General features: G+C 39.9%; 14 protein-coding genes and 1 CRISPR repeat array. Of the genes, 7 read left to right on the top strand and 7 right to left on the bottom strand.

From position 1 onward, the window contains the following. Positions 1 to 83 precede the first annotated feature (83 nt). On the bottom strand, positions 84 to 1,211 hold the full coding sequence (locus tag RMX89_RS12275) for a metallophosphoesterase family protein (RefSeq protein WP_322673380.1): 1,128 nt from the start codon (positions 1,209 to 1,211) through the stop codon (positions 84 to 86). 397 nt (positions 1,212 to 1,608) lie between these two features. On the opposite strand from RMX89_RS12275, the gene RMX89_RS12270 reads away from it, so the two are divergent. Beyond that, complete coding sequence (locus RMX89_RS12270; protein WP_322689128.1) at positions 1,609 to 2,481, top strand: S-methyl-5'-thioadenosine phosphorylase; 873 nt, start codon at positions 1,609 to 1,611, stop codon at positions 2,479 to 2,481. Positions 2,482 to 3,137: 656 nt separating this feature from the next. On the opposite strand, the gene RMX89_RS12265 is transcribed toward RMX89_RS12270, so the two are convergent. Together RMX89_RS12265 and RMX89_RS12260 are read right to left on the bottom strand one after the other, a co-directional pair. Next, entirely contained in the window at positions 3,138 to 3,728 is a 591-nt protein-coding gene (locus RMX89_RS12265) for a hypothetical protein (protein ID WP_322689127.1), read from the bottom strand. 99 nt (positions 3,729 to 3,827) lie between these two features. Continuing rightward, positions 3,828 to 4,394 carry a DUF6658 family protein gene (locus RMX89_RS12260; protein WP_322689126.1) on the bottom strand — a complete coding sequence of 189 codons (567 nt, stop codon included), beginning with the start codon at positions 4,392 to 4,394 and terminating at the stop codon, positions 3,828 to 3,830. Between the two features lie 342 nt (positions 4,395 to 4,736). On the opposite strand from RMX89_RS12260, the gene RMX89_RS12255 reads away from it, so the two are divergent. Further along, complete coding sequence (locus tag RMX89_RS12255) at positions 4,737 to 5,657, top strand: lysylphosphatidylglycerol synthase domain-containing protein (protein WP_322689125.1); 921 nt, start codon at positions 4,737 to 4,739, stop codon at positions 5,655 to 5,657. Between the two features lie 18 nt (positions 5,658 to 5,675). Here RMX89_RS12255 and RMX89_RS12250 read toward each other — a convergent pair whose 3' ends face one another. Then, on the bottom strand, positions 5,676 to 6,989 hold the full coding sequence (locus RMX89_RS12250) for a hypothetical protein (RefSeq protein ID WP_322689124.1): 1,314 nt from the start codon (positions 6,987 to 6,989) through the stop codon (positions 5,676 to 5,678). Between the two features lie 714 nt (positions 6,990 to 7,703). Between RMX89_RS12250 and RMX89_RS12245 the strand changes: the two genes are divergently transcribed. The 4 genes from RMX89_RS12245 to RMX89_RS12230 all read left to right on the top strand — a co-directional run bounded on the left by RMX89_RS12245 (position 7,704) and on the right by RMX89_RS12230 (position 10,283). After that, positions 7,704 to 7,928 carry a hypothetical protein gene (locus RMX89_RS12245; protein ID WP_322689123.1) on the top strand — a complete coding sequence of 75 codons (225 nt, stop codon included), beginning with the start codon at positions 7,704 to 7,706 and terminating at the stop codon, positions 7,926 to 7,928. After that, the gene (locus tag RMX89_RS12240; RefSeq protein ID WP_322689122.1) at positions 7,909 to 8,877 is read left to right on the top strand and encodes a CRISPR-associated protein; all 969 of its coding nucleotides are present in this window, start codon (positions 7,909 to 7,911) and stop codon (positions 8,875 to 8,877) included. The genes RMX89_RS12245 and RMX89_RS12240 overlap by 20 nt, the downstream gene beginning before the upstream one ends. Next, entirely contained in the window at positions 8,874 to 9,512 is a 639-nt protein-coding gene (cas5, locus tag RMX89_RS12235; protein ID WP_322689121.1) for a type I-MYXAN CRISPR-associated protein Cas5/Cmx5/DevS, read from the top strand. Before RMX89_RS12240 ends, cas5 begins: the two co-directional genes overlap by 4 nt. Before the next feature lie 247 nt (positions 9,513 to 9,759). Beyond that, positions 9,760 to 10,079: a CRISPR direct-repeat array (repeat unit 36 nt; unit sequence GTGAGTCGTGGCTTTATGCCGTTAGGCGTTGCTCAA). A gap of 21 nt (positions 10,080 to 10,100) precedes the next feature. Continuing rightward, positions 10,101 to 10,283: a hypothetical protein gene (locus RMX89_RS12230; RefSeq protein WP_322689120.1), complete on the top strand. Its 183-nt coding sequence runs from the start codon at positions 10,101 to 10,103 to the stop codon at positions 10,281 to 10,283. 12 nt (positions 10,284 to 10,295) lie between these two features. Here RMX89_RS12230 and RMX89_RS12225 read toward each other — a convergent pair whose 3' ends face one another. Then, on the bottom strand, positions 10,296 to 13,508 hold the full coding sequence (locus RMX89_RS12225) for a type I restriction endonuclease subunit R (protein WP_322689119.1): 3,213 nt from the start codon (positions 13,506 to 13,508) through the stop codon (positions 10,296 to 10,298). 511 nt (positions 13,509 to 14,019) lie between these two features. Here RMX89_RS12225 and RMX89_RS12220 point away from each other — a divergent pair. Further along, positions 14,020 to 15,228 (top strand): Fic family protein, encoded by a 1,209-nt coding sequence (locus tag RMX89_RS12220; protein WP_322689118.1) that lies wholly within the window; start codon positions 14,020 to 14,022, stop codon positions 15,226 to 15,228. A 225-nt stretch (positions 15,229 to 15,453) separates the two neighbouring features. Here RMX89_RS12220 and RMX89_RS12215 read toward each other — a convergent pair whose 3' ends face one another. Together RMX89_RS12215 and RMX89_RS12210 are read right to left on the bottom strand one after the other, a co-directional pair. After that, complete coding sequence (locus RMX89_RS12215; RefSeq protein ID WP_322689117.1) at positions 15,454 to 16,695, bottom strand: restriction endonuclease subunit S; 1,242 nt, start codon at positions 16,693 to 16,695, stop codon at positions 15,454 to 15,456. Between the two features lie 4 nt (positions 16,696 to 16,699). After that, a complete protein-coding gene (locus RMX89_RS12210) occupies positions 16,700 to 18,829 on the bottom strand; it encodes a class I SAM-dependent DNA methyltransferase (RefSeq protein ID WP_322689182.1) in 2,130 nt (709 codons plus the stop codon). Positions 18,830 to 18,908: the final 79 nt, after the last annotated feature.

Genomic DNA, 18,908 nt, shown 5'->3' with positions numbered 1-18,908 from the left:
GGTATGCTGACAGTGCAATGCCGGATTTTAGATTGCCTTTCTTTGTAAAAATCTAAAATCTAAAATCCAAAATTGAATGACTTCTAACTCTTATTCAGTACAAGTGTGCTGTTATTATCAATCATCGTCAAATTTTCAGCAGTGGCTATGCCTGGATGGGGTTGTAATGCACTATATGTTTGAATGTAGCGCCGCACTTCTGGGGGAAAATGAGGGTAATCTAACACCGCATCCCCATCGGCAATAGTTGCCCAGAAGTCGCGCAAACCAGGAGCTAATTCTTTTGCTTGTGATAATGGTAAGTTTAATGGAGAGTGAGTTAGTAGCTTAATTAGGAAAGGGAAAGAGCGATCGCCCATCCACTGCCTTGATAACTGTTGCAAGTTAGGGAACTCAGGCACTGACTCTACGCGATGGGATAAAATCTGCAACGATTCTTTACCTTGGTTATCCCGATGAAACTCTAACACTCGATAAGGGTGAGGATAGCTAACTAAAGAACCAGTGGTAATATCATATACCCCATCTGAGTAAGCAATGTCCTGAACGTGCAAATGCCCTGTAAATACTAACTTGACTCCGTAGCGCCTCAACAGCTGCAATAGTTCTGTTGAATTGGACAACATATAGCGATTTGCCAGTGGATGGTTCGATTGATTGGGCAGATGTTCCACTACATTATGATGCACCATCACCAAAACTAAGTCATCACCAGATGCCGCTAGCACTTCTTCTAACCACCGTAGCTGTTTGGTATCCAAACACCCCACTTGCTCTCCCCGGTCGTTAAAGGAGTTAGAATTTAGTCCAATCAGCTTAACTCCAGGCAATAACTGACGAATGTAGTAAATCTGCTGCGGATCTTCGTAGCCAAACTTTGTGTAATAGTAGGGAAAATCGGCAAAAGCAATCGATTGCCGATCGGCCAACAGCACAGGAACGTCATGATTACCAGGAACAACATAGACGGGAAAAGGTAGCTGGGCTAAACATTGTTGTAACCAGGCGTGGTTTTCTGGTTCGCCGTGCTGGGTTAAATCTCCTGGCAACAACAAGAAATCTAAATCGAGTTGTGTTAAATGTTCTAGTACACTTTTAAATGCTGAGATACTTACTTCCACCAGATGAAATCGGCTGGGATGATCCCAGATTGTGTGAGGAAGTGCCAGGTGTAAGTCGCTGACTACCGCAAAGCGAAAATTGAGACTCATTGATTTATGAAAATGTTAAAAGCAGGGGTTAAAATAAGCCTTTTCCCAAAAGTATAACGCTTGCTTTGTTTCCCTGCGTAGAAGTGCGTATATTTAATATTTATATACATTAAATATTGATTACACACTATGGTGACGATTAACTTAAGGGCTAATGATAACCATTAATCCCCAAAAATTATCAGAAATTTGATTGCTCAAAATTATTAATTAACCCTCGAATAACTGGGTGATGATTTCTATCTGCACCTAAACAAACAATTAATGGGTAATAATTCAATAGTGTTAGCGGCACGAAATACGATCGCATAGCTCATTGTAGACATCGCTTTGTTTTCTGCTACTCCCCTTTTCGATAAAATAACTGAGCAGATCGGTAAAGAACAGGTTCAGAATCATGGCTCAAGCTAGTATTGGGATTATAGGTGGTAGCGGTCTTTACAAAATGGATGCGCTCAAAGATATCGAAGAAGTGCGAGTCGAGACTCCTTTTGGTTCACCATCTGATGCTTTGATTCTAGGGACTTTGGATGGTACACGGGTAGCCTTTTTAGCGCGTCATGGCCGCAATCACACGCTTTTACCCTCTGAATTACCGTTTCGCGCTAATATCTATGCAATGAAGCAATTGGGTGTGAAATATTTAATTTCAGCTAGTGCTGTAGGTTCCTTGAAAGCAGAGGCGAAACCACTAGATATGGTGGTGCCAGATCAGTTTATTGACAGAACGAAAAATCGAATTTCAACATTTTTTGGTGAGGGAATTGTTGCTCACATTGCCTTTGGCGATCCGATTTGTCAGAATTTGGCGACTGTGTTGGCAGATGCGATCGCATCTCTCAATTTACCAGAAGTTACTCTCCATCGCGGCGGCACTTATGTATGCATGGAAGGGCCAGCTTTTTCTACTAAGGCAGAATCGAATCTTTACCGCAGCTGGGGTGCAACAATCATTGGGATGACGAATTTACCAGAGGCGAAGTTGGCAAGGGAAGCGGAAATTGCTTATGCAACCTTAGCGCTGGTGACAGATTACGATTGTTGGCATCCAGACCATGACAATGTGACAGTGGAGATGGTGATTGGCAATTTGCTGCGGAATGCTGTGAATGCTCAAAAGGTGATTCAAGAAACTGTGCGGCGCTTGAGTGAAAATCCACCACCGAGTGAAGCGCATTCGGCGTTGCAATATGCAATTTTGACTCAATTGGATAAAGCACCACCAGCGACAAAGGAAAAGTTAGGGTTGTTGTTGCAGAAGTATTTGTAGTATTGCTGATGAATGAGCGATGTTTATGACGGGCTACGCTTACGCAGTTTCTTAATACAGTTTTGCGTGCGTAGCGTTTTTAATGCAAGCCGACGCATTAACAATGCAAGCCAACGCATTAACAAGGCGGCCACCGCATTAACAATGCAGGGTATTGCCTTTCATTAATTCGCTAGGAATTAATGAAATGCTGTATTTAGATTAAAACAAGAGCGATCGCTACGAAGAGCTATTCGGTGAGGTAACATCATCATGAAATTATAGAGGCGATCGCTCATTACTAAAATCTAATCAAAAGACCTCTCCCTGGTTTTACTACGCAAAACCGTCCCTCTCCGACTCGGAGAGGGACAGACTTGAACTTTAGTTCAAGGCAGGGAGAGGTTCATCGAACTCACGCGATATTAAATCCTGCCCACATAAAACTAAAATAAAGCCTGCATAAGCAGGCTTTATTTTAGTAACCCCAGACTTTAATCTGTGGGCGCTTTTATATTTTTACAAGAGATTCAATGAATAAGCTGTTACGCATTTAAGTTGTATATTAAAGGAGCGATCCTTGTCATTAGTTATTTGTTTTCAAAGGACAGATGACCAATTGACTTAGGACAGTCTTAACGTCAAAATGTACAATTTAGAAGCGCATCAGCTTAATTTCAATCGACTGTGTTCTTAACTGCTTTGCCTGCATCTTCAGCTGTGCGCTTAACATTTTTACCAGCATCCTCAGCTCCACGCTGAACATTTGTCGTCACGTCTTCAGCAGCATTCTGGGTATTACCCTTAATATTTTCAATTCCTCGCTGAGTTCCCTTAACAAGACCTTTGCCAAGTTCTTCAGCTGAACTACCTATATCTTCACCCAGATTTTTCCCTCTTTGACCCAAGGGTGTACCTTCCTTGAAATTACGGATATATTCACCTGGACTGTTAACCCCTTTCTGGTCAATATTCTTTTGAGCATTTTTCACTAATGCCTCAGCTTTGTCATTAGCTGCCTTTTCATCAGTCGCTCTGGGATCTACATCACTAAAGTTATTCATTCCACCGGTGGGAGAATTCAGAGGATAATCTTTCGTGGCATCGTATCGTTCGATATTAGGTGCTTGAGCACCAGGTTGTGGTGGCTGCGTTGCTATTCCTGGAGCACCACAAGCCTGTGCCATAAATAGAAAGATTCCTGCTAAAAAAACAGTTACAACTTTCAAGGGACGAATATTTTTCAGCCAATTCATTGCTTTTCTCATACTTCTAAGTCCTTGCATTTTTGTGACTAAGTTAAACTTCAACCAAGATGGCATTTGGAATTAATTTTACATCCAAAGCATTCAGAAAAAACAAGATTTTTATCTGTTTACTGCTGGATTTGGCTGTAATTCAGGTCTTGCTTTAGCTTCATCTGCCTTGTTATTCAAAAAGCCGGAAGCTTCTTCAACAGCTTCTTTTACAGTCTCAAGCCGATCTTTAACCCGCTCTCCTACATTTGATTCATTCTGAATCAAACCGCCGGGTTCAGGCTGGCGGAAGTCTTTATCTGTGATCAATGGCAGTTCTGCTTCTTTCTGGATTCGACCTGCTGGTGTCTCGCCACCAGGATAAAGGATCTCAGATTCTGTATTTGTAGCAATCAACAATTGCGAACTTGGTTGTAAGCTAGCTTGGTCACGTCCCTGATTGGCTTTTGGGTTTGCTATTTTCGGATCGGTAGACATTCTATAGTTGCTATACTTGTCTCCACCATTCTTATAAGGGTTGTTTGCTCCACCGGCTTGTACAGCAGGATTTTGTGGATTTGCACCTTGAGCATTTGCCCCACTACAAGCAGTGCTAACTATCAACAATAGTCCAGCTAAAAAGATAGTTAATATCTGGCGCAATCTTATTTGTTTCAAGAATACTCTCACTGCGTTCACTTAGTCCTCCTTACCAAAATATTAATAAACTAAGAATTTGCTGAATCATTGGATTGGTCAGCAAGTTATTGTGCTTGTTTTGGTTCGCTCACTTTTGATAACCTGTATTCAGCATATGAATAATAAAATGCTCTTTACCTCTAGCGCAGGCTACATTTTAAGGAGTACAAAAATAATATTTTTATCTAACTCTAGAGAGATATAAAATAAAGTAATATACTTTTCGTAAAAAGAACTACATGAAGCTGTCTGATACTTCAAAATATTTGGATATATAGCTGATACACCATAAAACTTAAGGTATTCAGCCCTTGTTGCTCTCAACGTTAAATGACTAAATTCATGAAGCAATTTTTACGCTGGATAATTTTGGGAGGAACGCTGTTTTTTTTAGGGAAAGCTCTGAAGGACAATTGGATTGAGGTAACTGCTATCCGTATTGATGATGTAGGATGGGCAATTATGGCGATCGCAACAGGGGTAACTTTACTAGCTCATACTTGGGCAGGCTGGATCTGGACTTGGATTCTGCAAGAGTTAAATCAACCTGTATCATCTCCCCAATTCATCCAAGTTTACCTAAAAACGAACATAGCTAAGTATTTACCAGGTAATATCTGGCATCACTACGGGCGAATTGTCGCCGCCAAAAATGCCAATATTCCTACAGGTGCAGCCACCTTAAGCGTTTTGCTAGAACCGCTACTCATGCTAGCGGCTGCTTTAATCATCATTGTCTTATGTAGTAGCCAATTTGCAGCAGCTAATACTACCCTTGTTATCCAAATACTACAATTTCTGAGTTTAGCTGTAGTCCTTAGTGCGATTCATCCGTGGTTTTTGAACCCCGTTATTCGTTTTTTGTATAAATTAAAAGCAAAAAAGTCTGCTGCTACAACTCAATCAACTGTTCCCTTCAGTCTTAAAAGCTACCCTTTGCGCCCTTTGTTAGGAGAAGTGGGCTTTATGGGACTACGCGCCACTGGGTTTATACTAACTATGTTCGCCTTGGGTTCGTTGAATGCGAATCAAATTCCTTTGTTATTCGGGGCTTTTAGTTGCGCTTGGTTGTTGGGGTTTGTTATACCTGGTGCGCCTGGTGGGTTAGGTGTGTTTGAAGCGACTGCGTATGAACTTTTACGACACCACTTTCCATCTGCTTTAGTATTTAGTGCGATCGCTCTATATCGCCTCATCAGTATTTTAGCTGAAACTGCGGGTGCTGCCTTAGCTTGGTTAGATGAACGCCTTGCGAAATCCTGAATCAGGCAAAACTCATTTTTATCTATCTACTTTCATCTGTGAAAACACACGATAACTATCCAGATTTAATTGCTGATTACTGCTTTGTTCTTCTTTCATCTTAATCAAGTTATATTCTACATTTTCTGCATAAATTGCGAAAGTGATATTAAAAATCTCGATAAAATTTATTACCCCTTTGCATTCCTCTTCGGAATAGTTTTCGTAAAAACGAATCAAATGAGCAATCCGGGTTTCTAAATGTCTCCGAGAATTTCTACAAATCAAAATAATCTTTAATAATATAATTACTAAGGTGAGAGCATGACCTTGACCAATTAATAAAATAAATAATTGTGAAGGTTCTTTAGAGTTTTCGATTGTAAAGTAATCAATCACTCGATTACAGGTTCTCAAAAACAATTCTTTAGTGATAATTTCTTGATTATAATCTGTCTTCCATAACGATAAACTATGTGCAAACTGCCGCCGCCAAGTTTCGACTGATTCTTGATTTTCTACAGGAAAAAATAGGTATTTTTCTAGACTTTTTTTAAATTCTTTCAGAGTTTGATTTTCTGTTTGCTTGATAAATATATGGGCAATATTATCATGGCTAAATACGCCTTTTTTTAAGACAATTGCTTTTATTAAGCGCAGAGCTTGATCTCCCAAAATACTGGGATTTTTATAGCGTGTTGTGCTTGAAACAGCAGATTGAGAACGAGCAATATACATTGCTAGTTCAAACTTAAATTTGTCTTTAATCTGTTTAGAAAGCCTTCTAGCAGCTTCTTGTTGCTCTTTAGGGTTCTTATTATTAACAGATTGATCGATCAATAAATAGGAAGTGTAGCGATTAGCCCAATGACCTTTAGATGATTCTTCATATTTAGTAGCAAATAATTTCAGATCATTGTAATCTTTGCTGTTAGCAAACTTCTCTAACCAGATTTTACAAGTTTTTACTACTGGAGGATTATTGTCTTGGATTTTCAGATTTTCATGAACAAATAAATTAACTAAGTCTTGGATATATTTGTCTTTTCGGTTAGTTTTCCAATTATTAACTATGATGTAGCAACACCGCTTAAGTGTATTGTATAATTCTTCCTCGTTATCATCTAAAAAAACACTATATATTCCAGGTATATAATCGGAATCTTCGCAATCAAGACCGTCTATAAATAAATTTTTGAATTCTCCTAAAACATCTTCTGGTGGCAATTTATTGACAATTCCCATAAAGAAGCTATAAACCTCTTCTTGGGCAGTTTGCACATCTAATTGTCTAGAATTAGATGTAACACAATGGGAATTTTCCTGACTAATTGATAAACGATTAGCGGTCATTTCAGTTATCAGGACAAAAAGACTTCCTGTTCATATTATTACCAGCTTAACCTTGGCGAACAGGAGCATCAATCTATTCTTCAGAAATTCAGTCATCTTTTTACATAAATTTGATTAACTAGGGCTATAAATAAAGTATTAAAGATAAATTGTTTAATTCTTCATCAAATGGTTCAGTAAAATTACTTATTTATTGCTAGAAAAAACCACACATAAATATATGTATATGGGCGAGTTTATCTATAAATTTAGATATAACCCGCCCATACTGTACAGTGACTAATTATTTGTCGTCGTGACAAATTAATGTCATCCATTAAATCCTTACTCAGTATAGGTTATAGCGGTTTAGAAGAATATGGGTTGTAAACAATGACAGAAGCTCAAGCGATCGCATTTTGATGGATTTTGAAGATGCGAGTAACTGCTGTATGAATTCTGGCAGTTTGTTAGGGCAATGCTTACCTAGTTATAAGTTTGCCTTGATTTGTAGCTGCGGCGATCGCTCCTGGATTAGCTGTAAATACCTGAATTTGTGACTTTACCCATAACTTTGCCGCTACTGGAAGCATAACTTTGCCGCCGACAACATTATAACCCTCATTCTTGCGTCAGCTAATTTTGGATGAAATTGACAGCTTGGAACCATAACTTTGCCGCTGATTAAGGGCAGAGCTAAACTATTGTTATGATGAATTGTCATTCAAGGAATATTTGTCCGACTTTTTAGTAAGAGGGGGATTAAATAAGTATTTTAATGAGCATCAGGAAGAAATTGCATTACTAATTAAAAAATCACCTTGGCAAGAACTAAGAATTTGGTCATTGTTAGCGATCGCCAGTTATAAACCCAAAGATAAACCCACAAATATGGATGATAGTTCATTCCCAAACAATCAAAAAGTAGAAGAATTGAATTATGAGTCAGAAGAAGAATGACAATAATATCCCCAATTATTATCTTTACGGAACAGTCCTCACTCGTTATGGTTTAGCATCCTTAAATCATGACATTAGACGAGGAAATAAGACTATTCTGCAAAAAGGCTATTGGAATGATGGTAAGATTCATTCTTTTGTAGGTTCAAGTGCAATTCGTTGGGCGTTACGTTTTTATCTTCAAAAGCAAGGTTATTTAGTTAATCGAGTTTGGGATGAGGACGAAAATATTAATCGGTTAACAAGTGAAGATTTCGATCCAGAACAATTCTATGATGATGATATTTTTGGGTTTGCTTTACTAGAGTCTGCTGAAACAGAGGAGGAGACTTCAACAACAAAGAGAAAAAACAAACAAAGAAAAGCCAGCACTCCTAATCAGCGAATGGGTGCTTTAGGGATGAATATGGCTGTTTCGCTAACGCCTTATGATGGTGCAGTCAAGTTAGGGGCAAAAAGTGGCAGAGAAAAGGATAGTACATCGCTTCATTTTACAGAATATCATGCAACTCGATATCAATATTATTTTGGAATTGATGCCACTCATCTCAAAGATTTTTCGCGGATTTTACCTTTTATAGATGGGATTATGAATCTGCCCAAGGTAGGAGGGAGTAGTAATATTTTTAATTATCCTTTCTGTCCCGATAGTTTGGTATTTCAATGGACAAATCATTTTGCTTCATATATTTCCTATTGCTTTGAATATTCTGATCCTAAGAGTAAAGAAGTAAAACTTTCACAAGAGTTTATAGATGAAGTGGAATGCGGACAGATTGACCCTAGTAAGTTGTGGATTGGGGGAACAATTGTTAAGGAGTTACAGCAATTAGATAATTTTGATAATTCCCCTTTTAACAGGGCGCATATTTATCGTAATCGAAATGAACTGATTGCAGCTTTGAAAACAGTCATTAAAAGAGATTTGGGCTTAGAAGAATCAAAATGATTGCACCATTAATTCTCTATTTGGATGTTCCATTTGCGACTTTTCGGGAGTCCCATGCAAGGGAAATGGGAAAAACCTATCCTGTCCCTCCTCCAGCGACAGTGTATGGAATGTTGTTGTCTTTGGTAGGCGAAACGAATGTCTATCGCCACTGTGGGGTAGAATTGGCGATCGCAATGTTATCTAGCCCCAAAAAGTCGCGAATTTTGCGTCAAATGAGACGGTTTAAGAATGCTGATTTTAGCCATCCAGAGAATGTTATTCCCTGTTATCAAGAAATTTTGTCTAATCTGAAGTGTTTAATTTGGGTTCGTTCTGACGAGGAAAAGATACAACCAAGTTTAAGGGAGAGGATACAGTTAGCGTTTGACCATCCTGAACTAGTAAGACGGTTTGGTTGTTTATTTTTGGGAGAAAGTGACCAGTTGATTAAAACGATCAAACTTGTCTCGGAAGATTATCTAGAGGGGGTGAGACAGTGGGCGATTAGAGATAATCGAGGCAGGTTAACCTTACCCTATTGGGTTGACCATGTGGGGTCAAGAAATACCCAATTTTTGAGGTATCGGATTGAGGAAATGGATAGATTATCACCTCCTGATTTAGCCTGGACAATGGTTCAATCTCCGATTTGACAAGTACCCCTGCTGGCGAGGAGAATTGAGGGTAAAAAATGACGGAAAGGATTACAGGGTTAAGGGATATAGCAATTTAGATAAAAAAAAGGTGCTTGTAAATCCTTGAAAGAGTTAGGGGGATTGAGTTTTAAAGGTTGAAGAAATACAAGAAATTGATAAGTTTTGTCTTTTTGGGATCTCCGGCTGAGGGGTACTTGTAAAATTGTGAGCGAGCCTTCATCAATCAAGGGTTTTAGCCTTTGCTGTGAGTCGTGGCTTTATGCCGTTAGGCGTTGCTCAAACTATGGAATCATCCGCAAAATTATATAGCGAAGAGTGAGTCGTGGCTTTATGCCGTTAGGCGTTGCTCAAGACTTCCACCGGATTAATCGGAATATGCGATCGCGTGAGTCGTGGCTTTATGCCGTTAGGCGTTGCTCAAGCTACCCAGTGATTGGTTGAGTGGAAAAATACCTGTGTGAGTCGTGGCTTTATGCGGTTAGGCGTTGCTCAAGATCAGAAACGTCGAGCCAATGCGATCCGTTCGGTGTGAGTCGTGGCTTTATGCGGTTAGGCGTTGCTCAATCTTGCAAGATGAAGTGGCTAATGTTATTAGCCACTTCATCGCCTGAACAACCTTTGCAATTGGCAGAGTTTGACAAGCAAGTAGCGCTAGAAGCTCTTTGTCAGGGGCAGACTGTAATTCTTTTTTGGTGCGATGCCTGCGGCGGGCTACGCCAACGCATTCACGAAGTCTTACACCAAAACCTCAAACGCTTTAGGGAGTAATATTAAGTACTATTACGCCGCATAAGGATGCTTATTAGCACTTTTATACTGCTGATAAATATGGAGAAATACTATATTACTCAGGTTGTCTACATCGCTATCATCGTAGGCATCTACAGGTAAACCTGTGTCTTCGCTGTACAAGTAATCATAAATAAAACTCTTAATTGTGGCTCTCGTAGATTCCTTATCGCGCCAGTTTTCTAGTTGCTGTAATTGTGATTTCACGGCTTCAATTAGCGACTGAGCAACTTGTTTGACGCGGTTTCTAATTCTGGTATCCAAATTATCTTTAGATGAGCAAAGCAAGTCAAAAACGGCAAGGTGTTCTTCACTTAAACCTTCGCGGACAGCACGGGTGTCTTCTTCCGAGAGGTCTTTGACAAGTTGTAGAAGTTCCTCAAATGTTTGTTCAATGGCTACTCGGTCAGTTTCGCGGTTATAGTTTTGGATAACTTGTTGATAGCGCGTGTAGTAGTCAATGCGAGATGGGTTTCGTTGTACCATTCGCTGGAGTTGGCGTTCGACGGCTTCTTTGAGGGTTTGGACTGAGGTATTTTTGGTCTGAGAATTAGCAAATTCTGCTTTTAATAACTCAAAGTCTATATTGCTAATATCGTAATTTTTGCCTGACTCTGCACCTGGAAGACGAGAAGTATCAACGTTGATGAACTCGCTAACGATACCTTGTAAGGAACGGATGACAGCGTTAATATCTAAAGATATTTTGTGTTGTTCGTGTAAGTGTTTGTAAATTTGCTCAATGGCGTTATATCTTCCTTGGTAGGGTGCTGTTAATTTCGGTTCAGTAATTAGCGCCTGTTTCTTTTTGAAGACTTCCCTGGCTAATACTTCAAAGCGGGCGCGAGATTCATCGTTTGTACAAACTGCATTAACTGCACTTGCTAAAGCAGCAATTTTATCAAATCCTTCTGTTTCCACCAGTTCTTGCAGGTCAAACCCCAGGTTGGCGATGTGGTCAATACAACTTTGAAGTGCGATCGCATAATCTTCTTGTAATTGGTTCAGGTCGTTGTAAGGTGTTATACTCTCGTCTGTGCTTCCTACTTCTGCACGGGAGTATCTTGCAAGGGCGGCACGGAGACTTGTTAAAATACCGTTGTAATCAATTAACAACCCGTTATTTTTCCCTTCGTGGACGCGGTTTGCACGAGCGATCGCTTGCATGAGAGTATGTCCTTGCAAGGGTTTATCTATATATAATGTGGCAAGGCTGGGGACATCAAAGCCTGTTAACCACATGGCGCAGACAATTGCAAAGCGGAAAGGGTGTTTTTCGTTCTTAAATTCTTCTTCTAGATTACGACTTTTGATAATTTGGCGATGGGGAACTATATCTAAATCCCAATCTTTGAAAGTTTTAACTTCATTTTGGGCTTCGCTAATCACAACTAAATATTCTGTTGACTCCAACCATTGCAAATGTTGCTGATGTTCCACTTCCTCTTGTTCATCACCAGCTTGTTTGACTAATTGTTTCTGTATTTGTATTGCTTGTTTCCAGTATTTATCGATAAGTCCGTGCATTCGCACAGCCGTAATCTTATCTAGACAAACAAGCATCGCTTTTCCGGTTTGCCAACGTTGGGTATAGTGAGCTACTAAGTCTTGGGCGATTCGGTCTAAACGTTTTTCGGCGGTGAGGATGAGATATTCTCCCCCCAAGCGGCGACGGACGGCTTCTTCTTGTTCTGCGTCGAGGTCAAATTGTTCGATGGCGGTGGCGAGGCGTTGATTTAGTTCCTCGTCAGCTGCAACCTGGCGTTGAATACCTTTGTCGTCATAATATAATTCTTCGCCTCGATTGTCGTAGTAGAGGGGAACTGTTGCACCATCTTCTACAGCGCGTTGGAAGTCGTAGGTGGAAACGTAGCTGCCGAAAACTCGACGGGTGAGTTGGTCTTCTTGCGACTCCATTAAGGGTGTACCAGTAAAGCCGATGAAAGATGCGTTGGGTAAAGCTTGGCGCATATTTTCCGCGAGTTTACCGTATTGGGTGCGGTGCGCTTCGTCGGAGATGACGATAATATCGGGACGGAGAGAGTAAATCTCACCGGGTTTGTTGAATTTGTGAATTAGCGTGAAAACGTAGCGATGGTTGTCTTTGAGTAATTCAGCTAATTGTTCACCACTGGCGGCTTGGGTGTTATTTTCTTTGATAGCACCAACGCCAGCAAAGGTTTGCACGATTTGATTATCTAATTCTTGGCGGTCTGTGACGATGACAAAGGTAAAATTACCTGGTAATTGGCGGTGGGCTTTGCGCGTGAGAAATGCTATTGAGTAAGATTTACCGCTACCTTGAGTATGCCAGAAAACGCCAAGTTTCCCCTTTCGGACTTGCCGTTGTTGAATGGCGGTAAATGCACGGTTAACACCAAGAAATTGGTGATTACGAGTCAGAATTTTGATTGTTTTACCGCTACTGTCATCAAAGAGGATGAAGTTTTCGATGATGTCGAGGAAATTGTCTTTGCGGCACATCCCCATTAACATTGTTTGGTAGTCAACTTTGCCGAGTTCCTCTTCTTCTAGACGTTTCCATTCTTGGAAGTGGCCGTAGCGACTGGTGATGCTACCTACTTTGCCTACTATTCCATTACTCAACATGACTATGGCGTTGTGATGGAAAATTTCGGGTATAGTGTCTTTGTAATCGGTGTAGTTGTCTTCGTAAGCCACTCTGACGTTGCGGTGCGTGGCTTTAAGTTCGATAAATAGTAAAGGAATTCCATTAACAAAGCCGATAATATCAGGCCGTTTGGAATAGAGAGAGCCTTTAATAGACAACTCCCGCACAACCAAGAAATGATTATTTTCGGGGTTTTGAAAGTCAATCACTTTGAGGCGGGGATTGATGGTTTCACCGTGTGGGTTTTTGTAGGGTTTCTCTAGGATACCTTCACGGATGAGTTGGTATTTTTTCTGGTTGATGGTGATTAATTGCTCTGAAATATTGGATGTGGTGAATTGAGCGATCGCATCGTCGTATACTTGCTGTGGATGACCAGGATTAAATTTCTCTAATGCTTGGCGAAGATAGCGTGTGAGAACAACTTCTCGTTTATCTTTGCGTCCTAGTGTACCGTTAGTGCCGAAGGTTTCCTTTTTGTATGCGTAGATAGATTTCCATTTGAGCGTATTTGCAAAAAAATCAGAAGTAGTTTGCTGCACTAAGCGGTCTTCGGAATATTCGGCACTCATTGACGTTATGGGTGGTATGAGTAGCTATTCTATAAATAGCTTTCCCATTAGTGGAGTCACAATTATCATTCATAATGCACTTCAAATAACAATGATTCTATTTTTTGCTATTTTTAGGGTTTTTGCCATTTTTAAGGCATTTAGTCGTCACTATTGTTACTTGTCAAATAATTTAACAAGTGGTTAAATTATTAACTGAGACTTTGATCCTAACTGTGACTAATTACAAAATTATATTTGTTTCGCAATTTCAAATTTAAATAACCATTAGCAGGGGTAAAGAAAAAATATTTTATTTATTTTTTGGCCTAATCCTATACAGTCTTTATATTTGTATATTTTTAGTCTCTGCATAAATTAGTTATACGATTGACAAAATTATGTTTATAAAGTACGAGGCAACGCCACCAAACTCTATAAAAATTTTAATTCGTTTCAGATTTTTAAAAAAAACAGGCTAAAATTTTAATTCGCACCCGTCTAATTAAAATTTTTTGAGAGAATATTATTGATGGATAAATCACTATTCCTGCATGAAGTACCAGGAGAATTGAGAGAAATTATTGTTGAAGGCACTAAAGACTGGTCTTTTATCCCCGCACCATTACCCAATAAATTAGAACTCCCAGAAAAAATTTGGTGCTTGTTAGTACAGGCGCGTGAAGAATTAGCCAGACTTGACGGAGTAGGAAGACATATTGAGGCTTACGAATTACTACTTCGCCCCTTACAACAGCGGGAAGCTTTGCGCTCATCTAGTCTAGAGGGAACTTATGCTACCCCGCAACAGCTACTACTTTATGAAATAGATCCGAGAGAGCCTAAATCAACCCATGACCCGGTAAATGCTTGGAAAGAAGTATCAAATTACGGCAAAGCTTTAGTTTTAGGTCAGAAACTTCTGGAGAACATCCCAATCTCACTACGCCTAATTAAAGATATTCATAAAGAACTTCTTAGTGGTGTCCGTGGACACCACAGAGATCCAGGTAATTTTCGTCGTTCTCAAGTCCATATTGGTGCAGACAGAAGATTTATTCCACCACCCCATAATGAGATAATCAACTGTTTGGATAATCTAGAAAAGTACATACATAAAGATAACATTGAAATTGACCCATTAATTTTTTGCTTCATGGTACATTACCAATTTGAAGCTATCCATCCTTTTCTTGATGGCAATGGTAGGGTAGGTAGATTGCTACTTTCTTTAATGATTTATAAATTTTGTGGTCTTAGCCACCCTTGGCTATACTTAAGCGCGTTTTTTGATAAGTATAAGGACGAATATATTAATTACTTGTTTCAATTCAGTTCAAAAGGTAATTGGCAAGATTGGATAGCTTTTTGTCTAAGAGGTACTATTGCACAATCAAAAGATGCTATCAAGCGTTTTGACCAACTTGTTTATCTTCATAAAAAATATGACGACGCTATCTCTCAAATAGGGGGTAATGTCCGTCTGCATAAAATTATTGACAAACTTTTTGAAAGTCCAGTTGTAACTGTTACTCAGTTAGCTAGTACACACAATATATCTTATCCAACAGCAAAAAGTGACATACAGCGACTTGTAAACGCTCAGATTTTACATGAACTTGAATCCGAATATCGCCCTCAAGCCTATTTCGCTTTAGAAATAGTGAACGTTGCATATAACGATTTTATAGAGGAAGAAAAAATCTTTAGTTCCGATGACACTTTTCTAAGTGCTACTTGAGAATGCTGTCATTACTTAATTTTCATAAATTTACTTTATAAGTATATTTACAAAGTAAAAAATTTTACCTACAAGTATTTCAAGCTTTTGGTTTAAGAGAAGAGAGCAATTGATTCATCACAATAAACAATTTATTTATTGGACAATTGTACCTCTCTTATGGTGGTGCTATCTGCTTGTTAATAGTTGCTCAAGGTGTACTATATTAGCAGGAAAACCTCTGAATTACACGGCGATGCTTCCATTCATCAGGCGAGGAAGAAGTAAATCACGGGCTTGGCGAAGACGTTGATTAGTAAATATTAAGCTGGTTATTTGGTAAGTTACTAGGCTTACTAAATTATTAAATTCCTGTAACAATTTTGGATTAGGAATTAGTATTGGATACTGTTCCATGACATCCCAGTTAGCACGAGGCATTTTTGAGCCTTCTTTAGATGTCTTTGAAGTGTAGTCAACAAACGCAACACTAGAAACAAGTGATAGCGTTAATCCAAATAAATCTTGGTTTATAGGTCGGATTACAATTGCATCAGAAGAACATATCCCATTTACTGGAGCAAAAACAACTTTGTGAAAATAAGGTCTGATTTTACCAAATAAAATATCACCTTTAGTAAATACGAATTTATTGCTATCAACTTCATGACTGTACCCCCAAGAGGTAAGGGCCATTGATTGTCGTGGGATATGTTCAAGTCCAACGTAAGGTGTGTTTGGTTCAGTGTTTGAAGGATGAATGGATTGTCGAATAGATAATGCAATATCTTTAAGTCTTTTTCGATTCCAACCCTCTGGAATGCCATCAACTACCTTCACTGACTCGTAGCCAGGGAAGCGCGATCGCACAAACCATTCTTTGTAAAGCTGGTGGATAGACTCTTCCAGCAGTGCTATTCGGCGGTTGTTGTTGTCGATGAGGTTGTCGTAGGTTGAGAGGATATCAACTATGCGTTGTTGGGTTGAATGTGAAGGCAAAGGAATATTAACACTTTGGGCAAACCTTGTATATTGAAATCGAGCAACACCAGTATGTTGAATTTGGTGTTGCTCCATTTTGCCTGTCTGATAGAGAAACTGAAGATACCAATATATATACTCTGGCACTGCTAGTTGTGGATTAACTCTCAGAAATCTACTAAAACTTGCACAGGTAATTGGAAGGCTAGCTTTTTCAAAAATTCGAGGTTTTAGAAAAACAGTTCGTCCAGTTGGTTGTTCTTTAGTACCTCCAGCAGTCTCAATCAAGATATCATTCGGCTGAAGGCTTTTTCGTTCTGCTATTTTTTCTGAAATGTAGCGAATGGGAACATTGGATAAATTACCGTAACGGACAGCAGCAAAATCTGTGCCACGAATGATATACATTTCTATGGAATCACTTGTTGGCTCACTTTTGCCCCATTCACCATCTTTTGTAAGAACTAGCAAATCTTTAAGTAATAAAAAGTTGGATATTTGTCGCATTCAACTAAATTCCTAACTCCTCAAAATTCGCCGCAATACTCGCCGCTAACTCCACTGCTTCCTCATTCAAACTCGCCAACTCTAAATGAATTTCCCGCAACCTCTCCTCAACATCCTCCTCATCTTCCCCATCCAAAGCCGTCACACCCACATAACGCCCAGGCGTTAAACTACTATCCTGCTGGGTTATTTCATCCCGCGTTACCACCTTACACAACCCTGCTACATCCACAAACACCGCTTCGGGAAAGCGAGATTGTAACCAGGTAACTTGTGCTTTCATATACAGCGTAGACTTAATAACAAAAATAGCCTGATCTCGCACTATATCCAGTGCATCACGTTGTTTTTTAACTTCCTTTCCATCCCAAATATCCTGTTTCCGCGCTTCTAGCTTTTTCTCGGCCAGTTCTACAGCGCGAGTACCGACTTTATGCACTTCGTTAATGTGCTTTTGCAGAGTTTTCAATTGCGGAATAAAATGTACAAACCTTGCTGCACATTCTTTTTGCATTTCATTAGTAGAAAGTGACTCAGCTTGAGTTGCAAACCATGCAAGATGCACTTGTAACTCACCAATTAAACCAACTCTAGCCGCAGTAAATTCTTGAATCCCCGCTTCCAACTCAGCCAAAGTAGCGCGGAAAGTCTCTATATTCTGATTAGCGATATCTTCAGCAACTAATCCCTCAACTTCCGGTAAATCTTTTAATAAAGGAAGGGAAGCCCCAAGACTATCATTAAAAGTCTGCAACATCTGCGTCAACTTAGCTAACGGTTCTTCTAACTGTGTCAACGCACCCTCTATAGTCCCTGCTTCCTGATGCGTCTTGTTTAAATATTCCCGCACCAATCCTAAATAACGTTCCTGCTGACCGCGATACAACCAAGCGATCGCAGTGATATTCTGGAGTTGTTCTTCACTAAAATCGCGGATTTTGCGCGTCACTACCCGGTAGACATTCCGCGCATCAATCATCAACACCTTATCTTGGCGTTCTGCTGGTTTTCCCTTGTCAAAAAACCACAAAGTACAAGGTAGCGATTTTGTGTAAAAAAAGTTCGTCCCAATAGAGATAATCATATCCACCGCTTGAGTGGCGATTAACTCCTCTCGAATCTCCTTTTCCCCATGTCCCGCATCCGAGGCCGAACTCGCCATCACAAACCCGGCTCTACCTCGCTCATTTAAATAACTGTAAAAATACTGTATCCAGAGGTAATTTGCATTACTGACTGCTTTAGTTTTCGCAGCAATTCCCGGTATCTTTTTTTCAGTAAACAGCCGGGAGTCAGTCTTCACCTTCTCTGGACTTACCCCATCCACATTAAACGGCGGGTTAGACATGACAAAATCACATTCACCCTGCAACTCTTCCCAGCGATCGTAAAAAGTATTACCCTGGCGAATTATCCCTTCTAACCCGTGAACTGCTAAATTCATTCGCGCCAAACGGGTGTTAGTATCCGATTTTTCCTGTCCGTAAAAAGTAATCTTTGCAGCCGCATCTTCACCGCGATTTTCCACAAAATGTCCCGTCTGCACAAACATACCTGCACTACCGCAAGCAGGGTCTAAAACATTTCCCCGGTCAGGTTCAATCATATTTACAATGGTGCGTACCAAAGAAGGCGGTGTAAAAAATTCTCCTCCCTCCTGTGCGCCACTCATAGCAAACTTATTCAGAAAATACTCATAAATTCGCCCAAACACATCACCAGTGGCTGTACGTAACTCCTCCCGGTCAAAAATTCGCACCAAATTATACAGCAAATCTTGCTCAAAACTGGTGTACTCCTTCGGTAACACCCCCTCCAACATCTTAGTTTCATCCTCAATGGCTTTCATCGCTGCATTGATTGCCTTGCCAATATCTGCGTTTTCTGCCAAATTCAAGATGCGATCGTACTGAGCCTCAATTGGTAAAAAAATTGCTGACTTTCCTTTAAAGTCATCTTTAGTAATCGGGCGTTTTTTTCCACCCCGCGAGGGTAAACCCTTTTCAATCTCCGCTTGTACAGCATTGAAGCGATTTGTCGCATGGCGAAGAAAGATTAGCCCCAGTACGGGCATACTGTATTCATTAGCATTGAGTTTTGAGTTAGCGCGGAGTTGGTCTGCGGCTTCCCACAGGGAAGATTCAAGTTGACTGATATTGACTGGAGTTTAGACTAAAAGCGATATGAGAGAACGCGAATCAAATAGAATTAGA

The organism is Nostoc sp. DedSLP04 (assembly GCF_034530775.1).
Lineage (GTDB): Bacteria > Cyanobacteriota > Cyanobacteriia > Cyanobacteriales > Nostocaceae > Nostoc.
The sequence above is the reverse complement of the archived record's forward strand: the minus strand, read 5'-3'. Positions and strand labels throughout refer to the sequence as shown.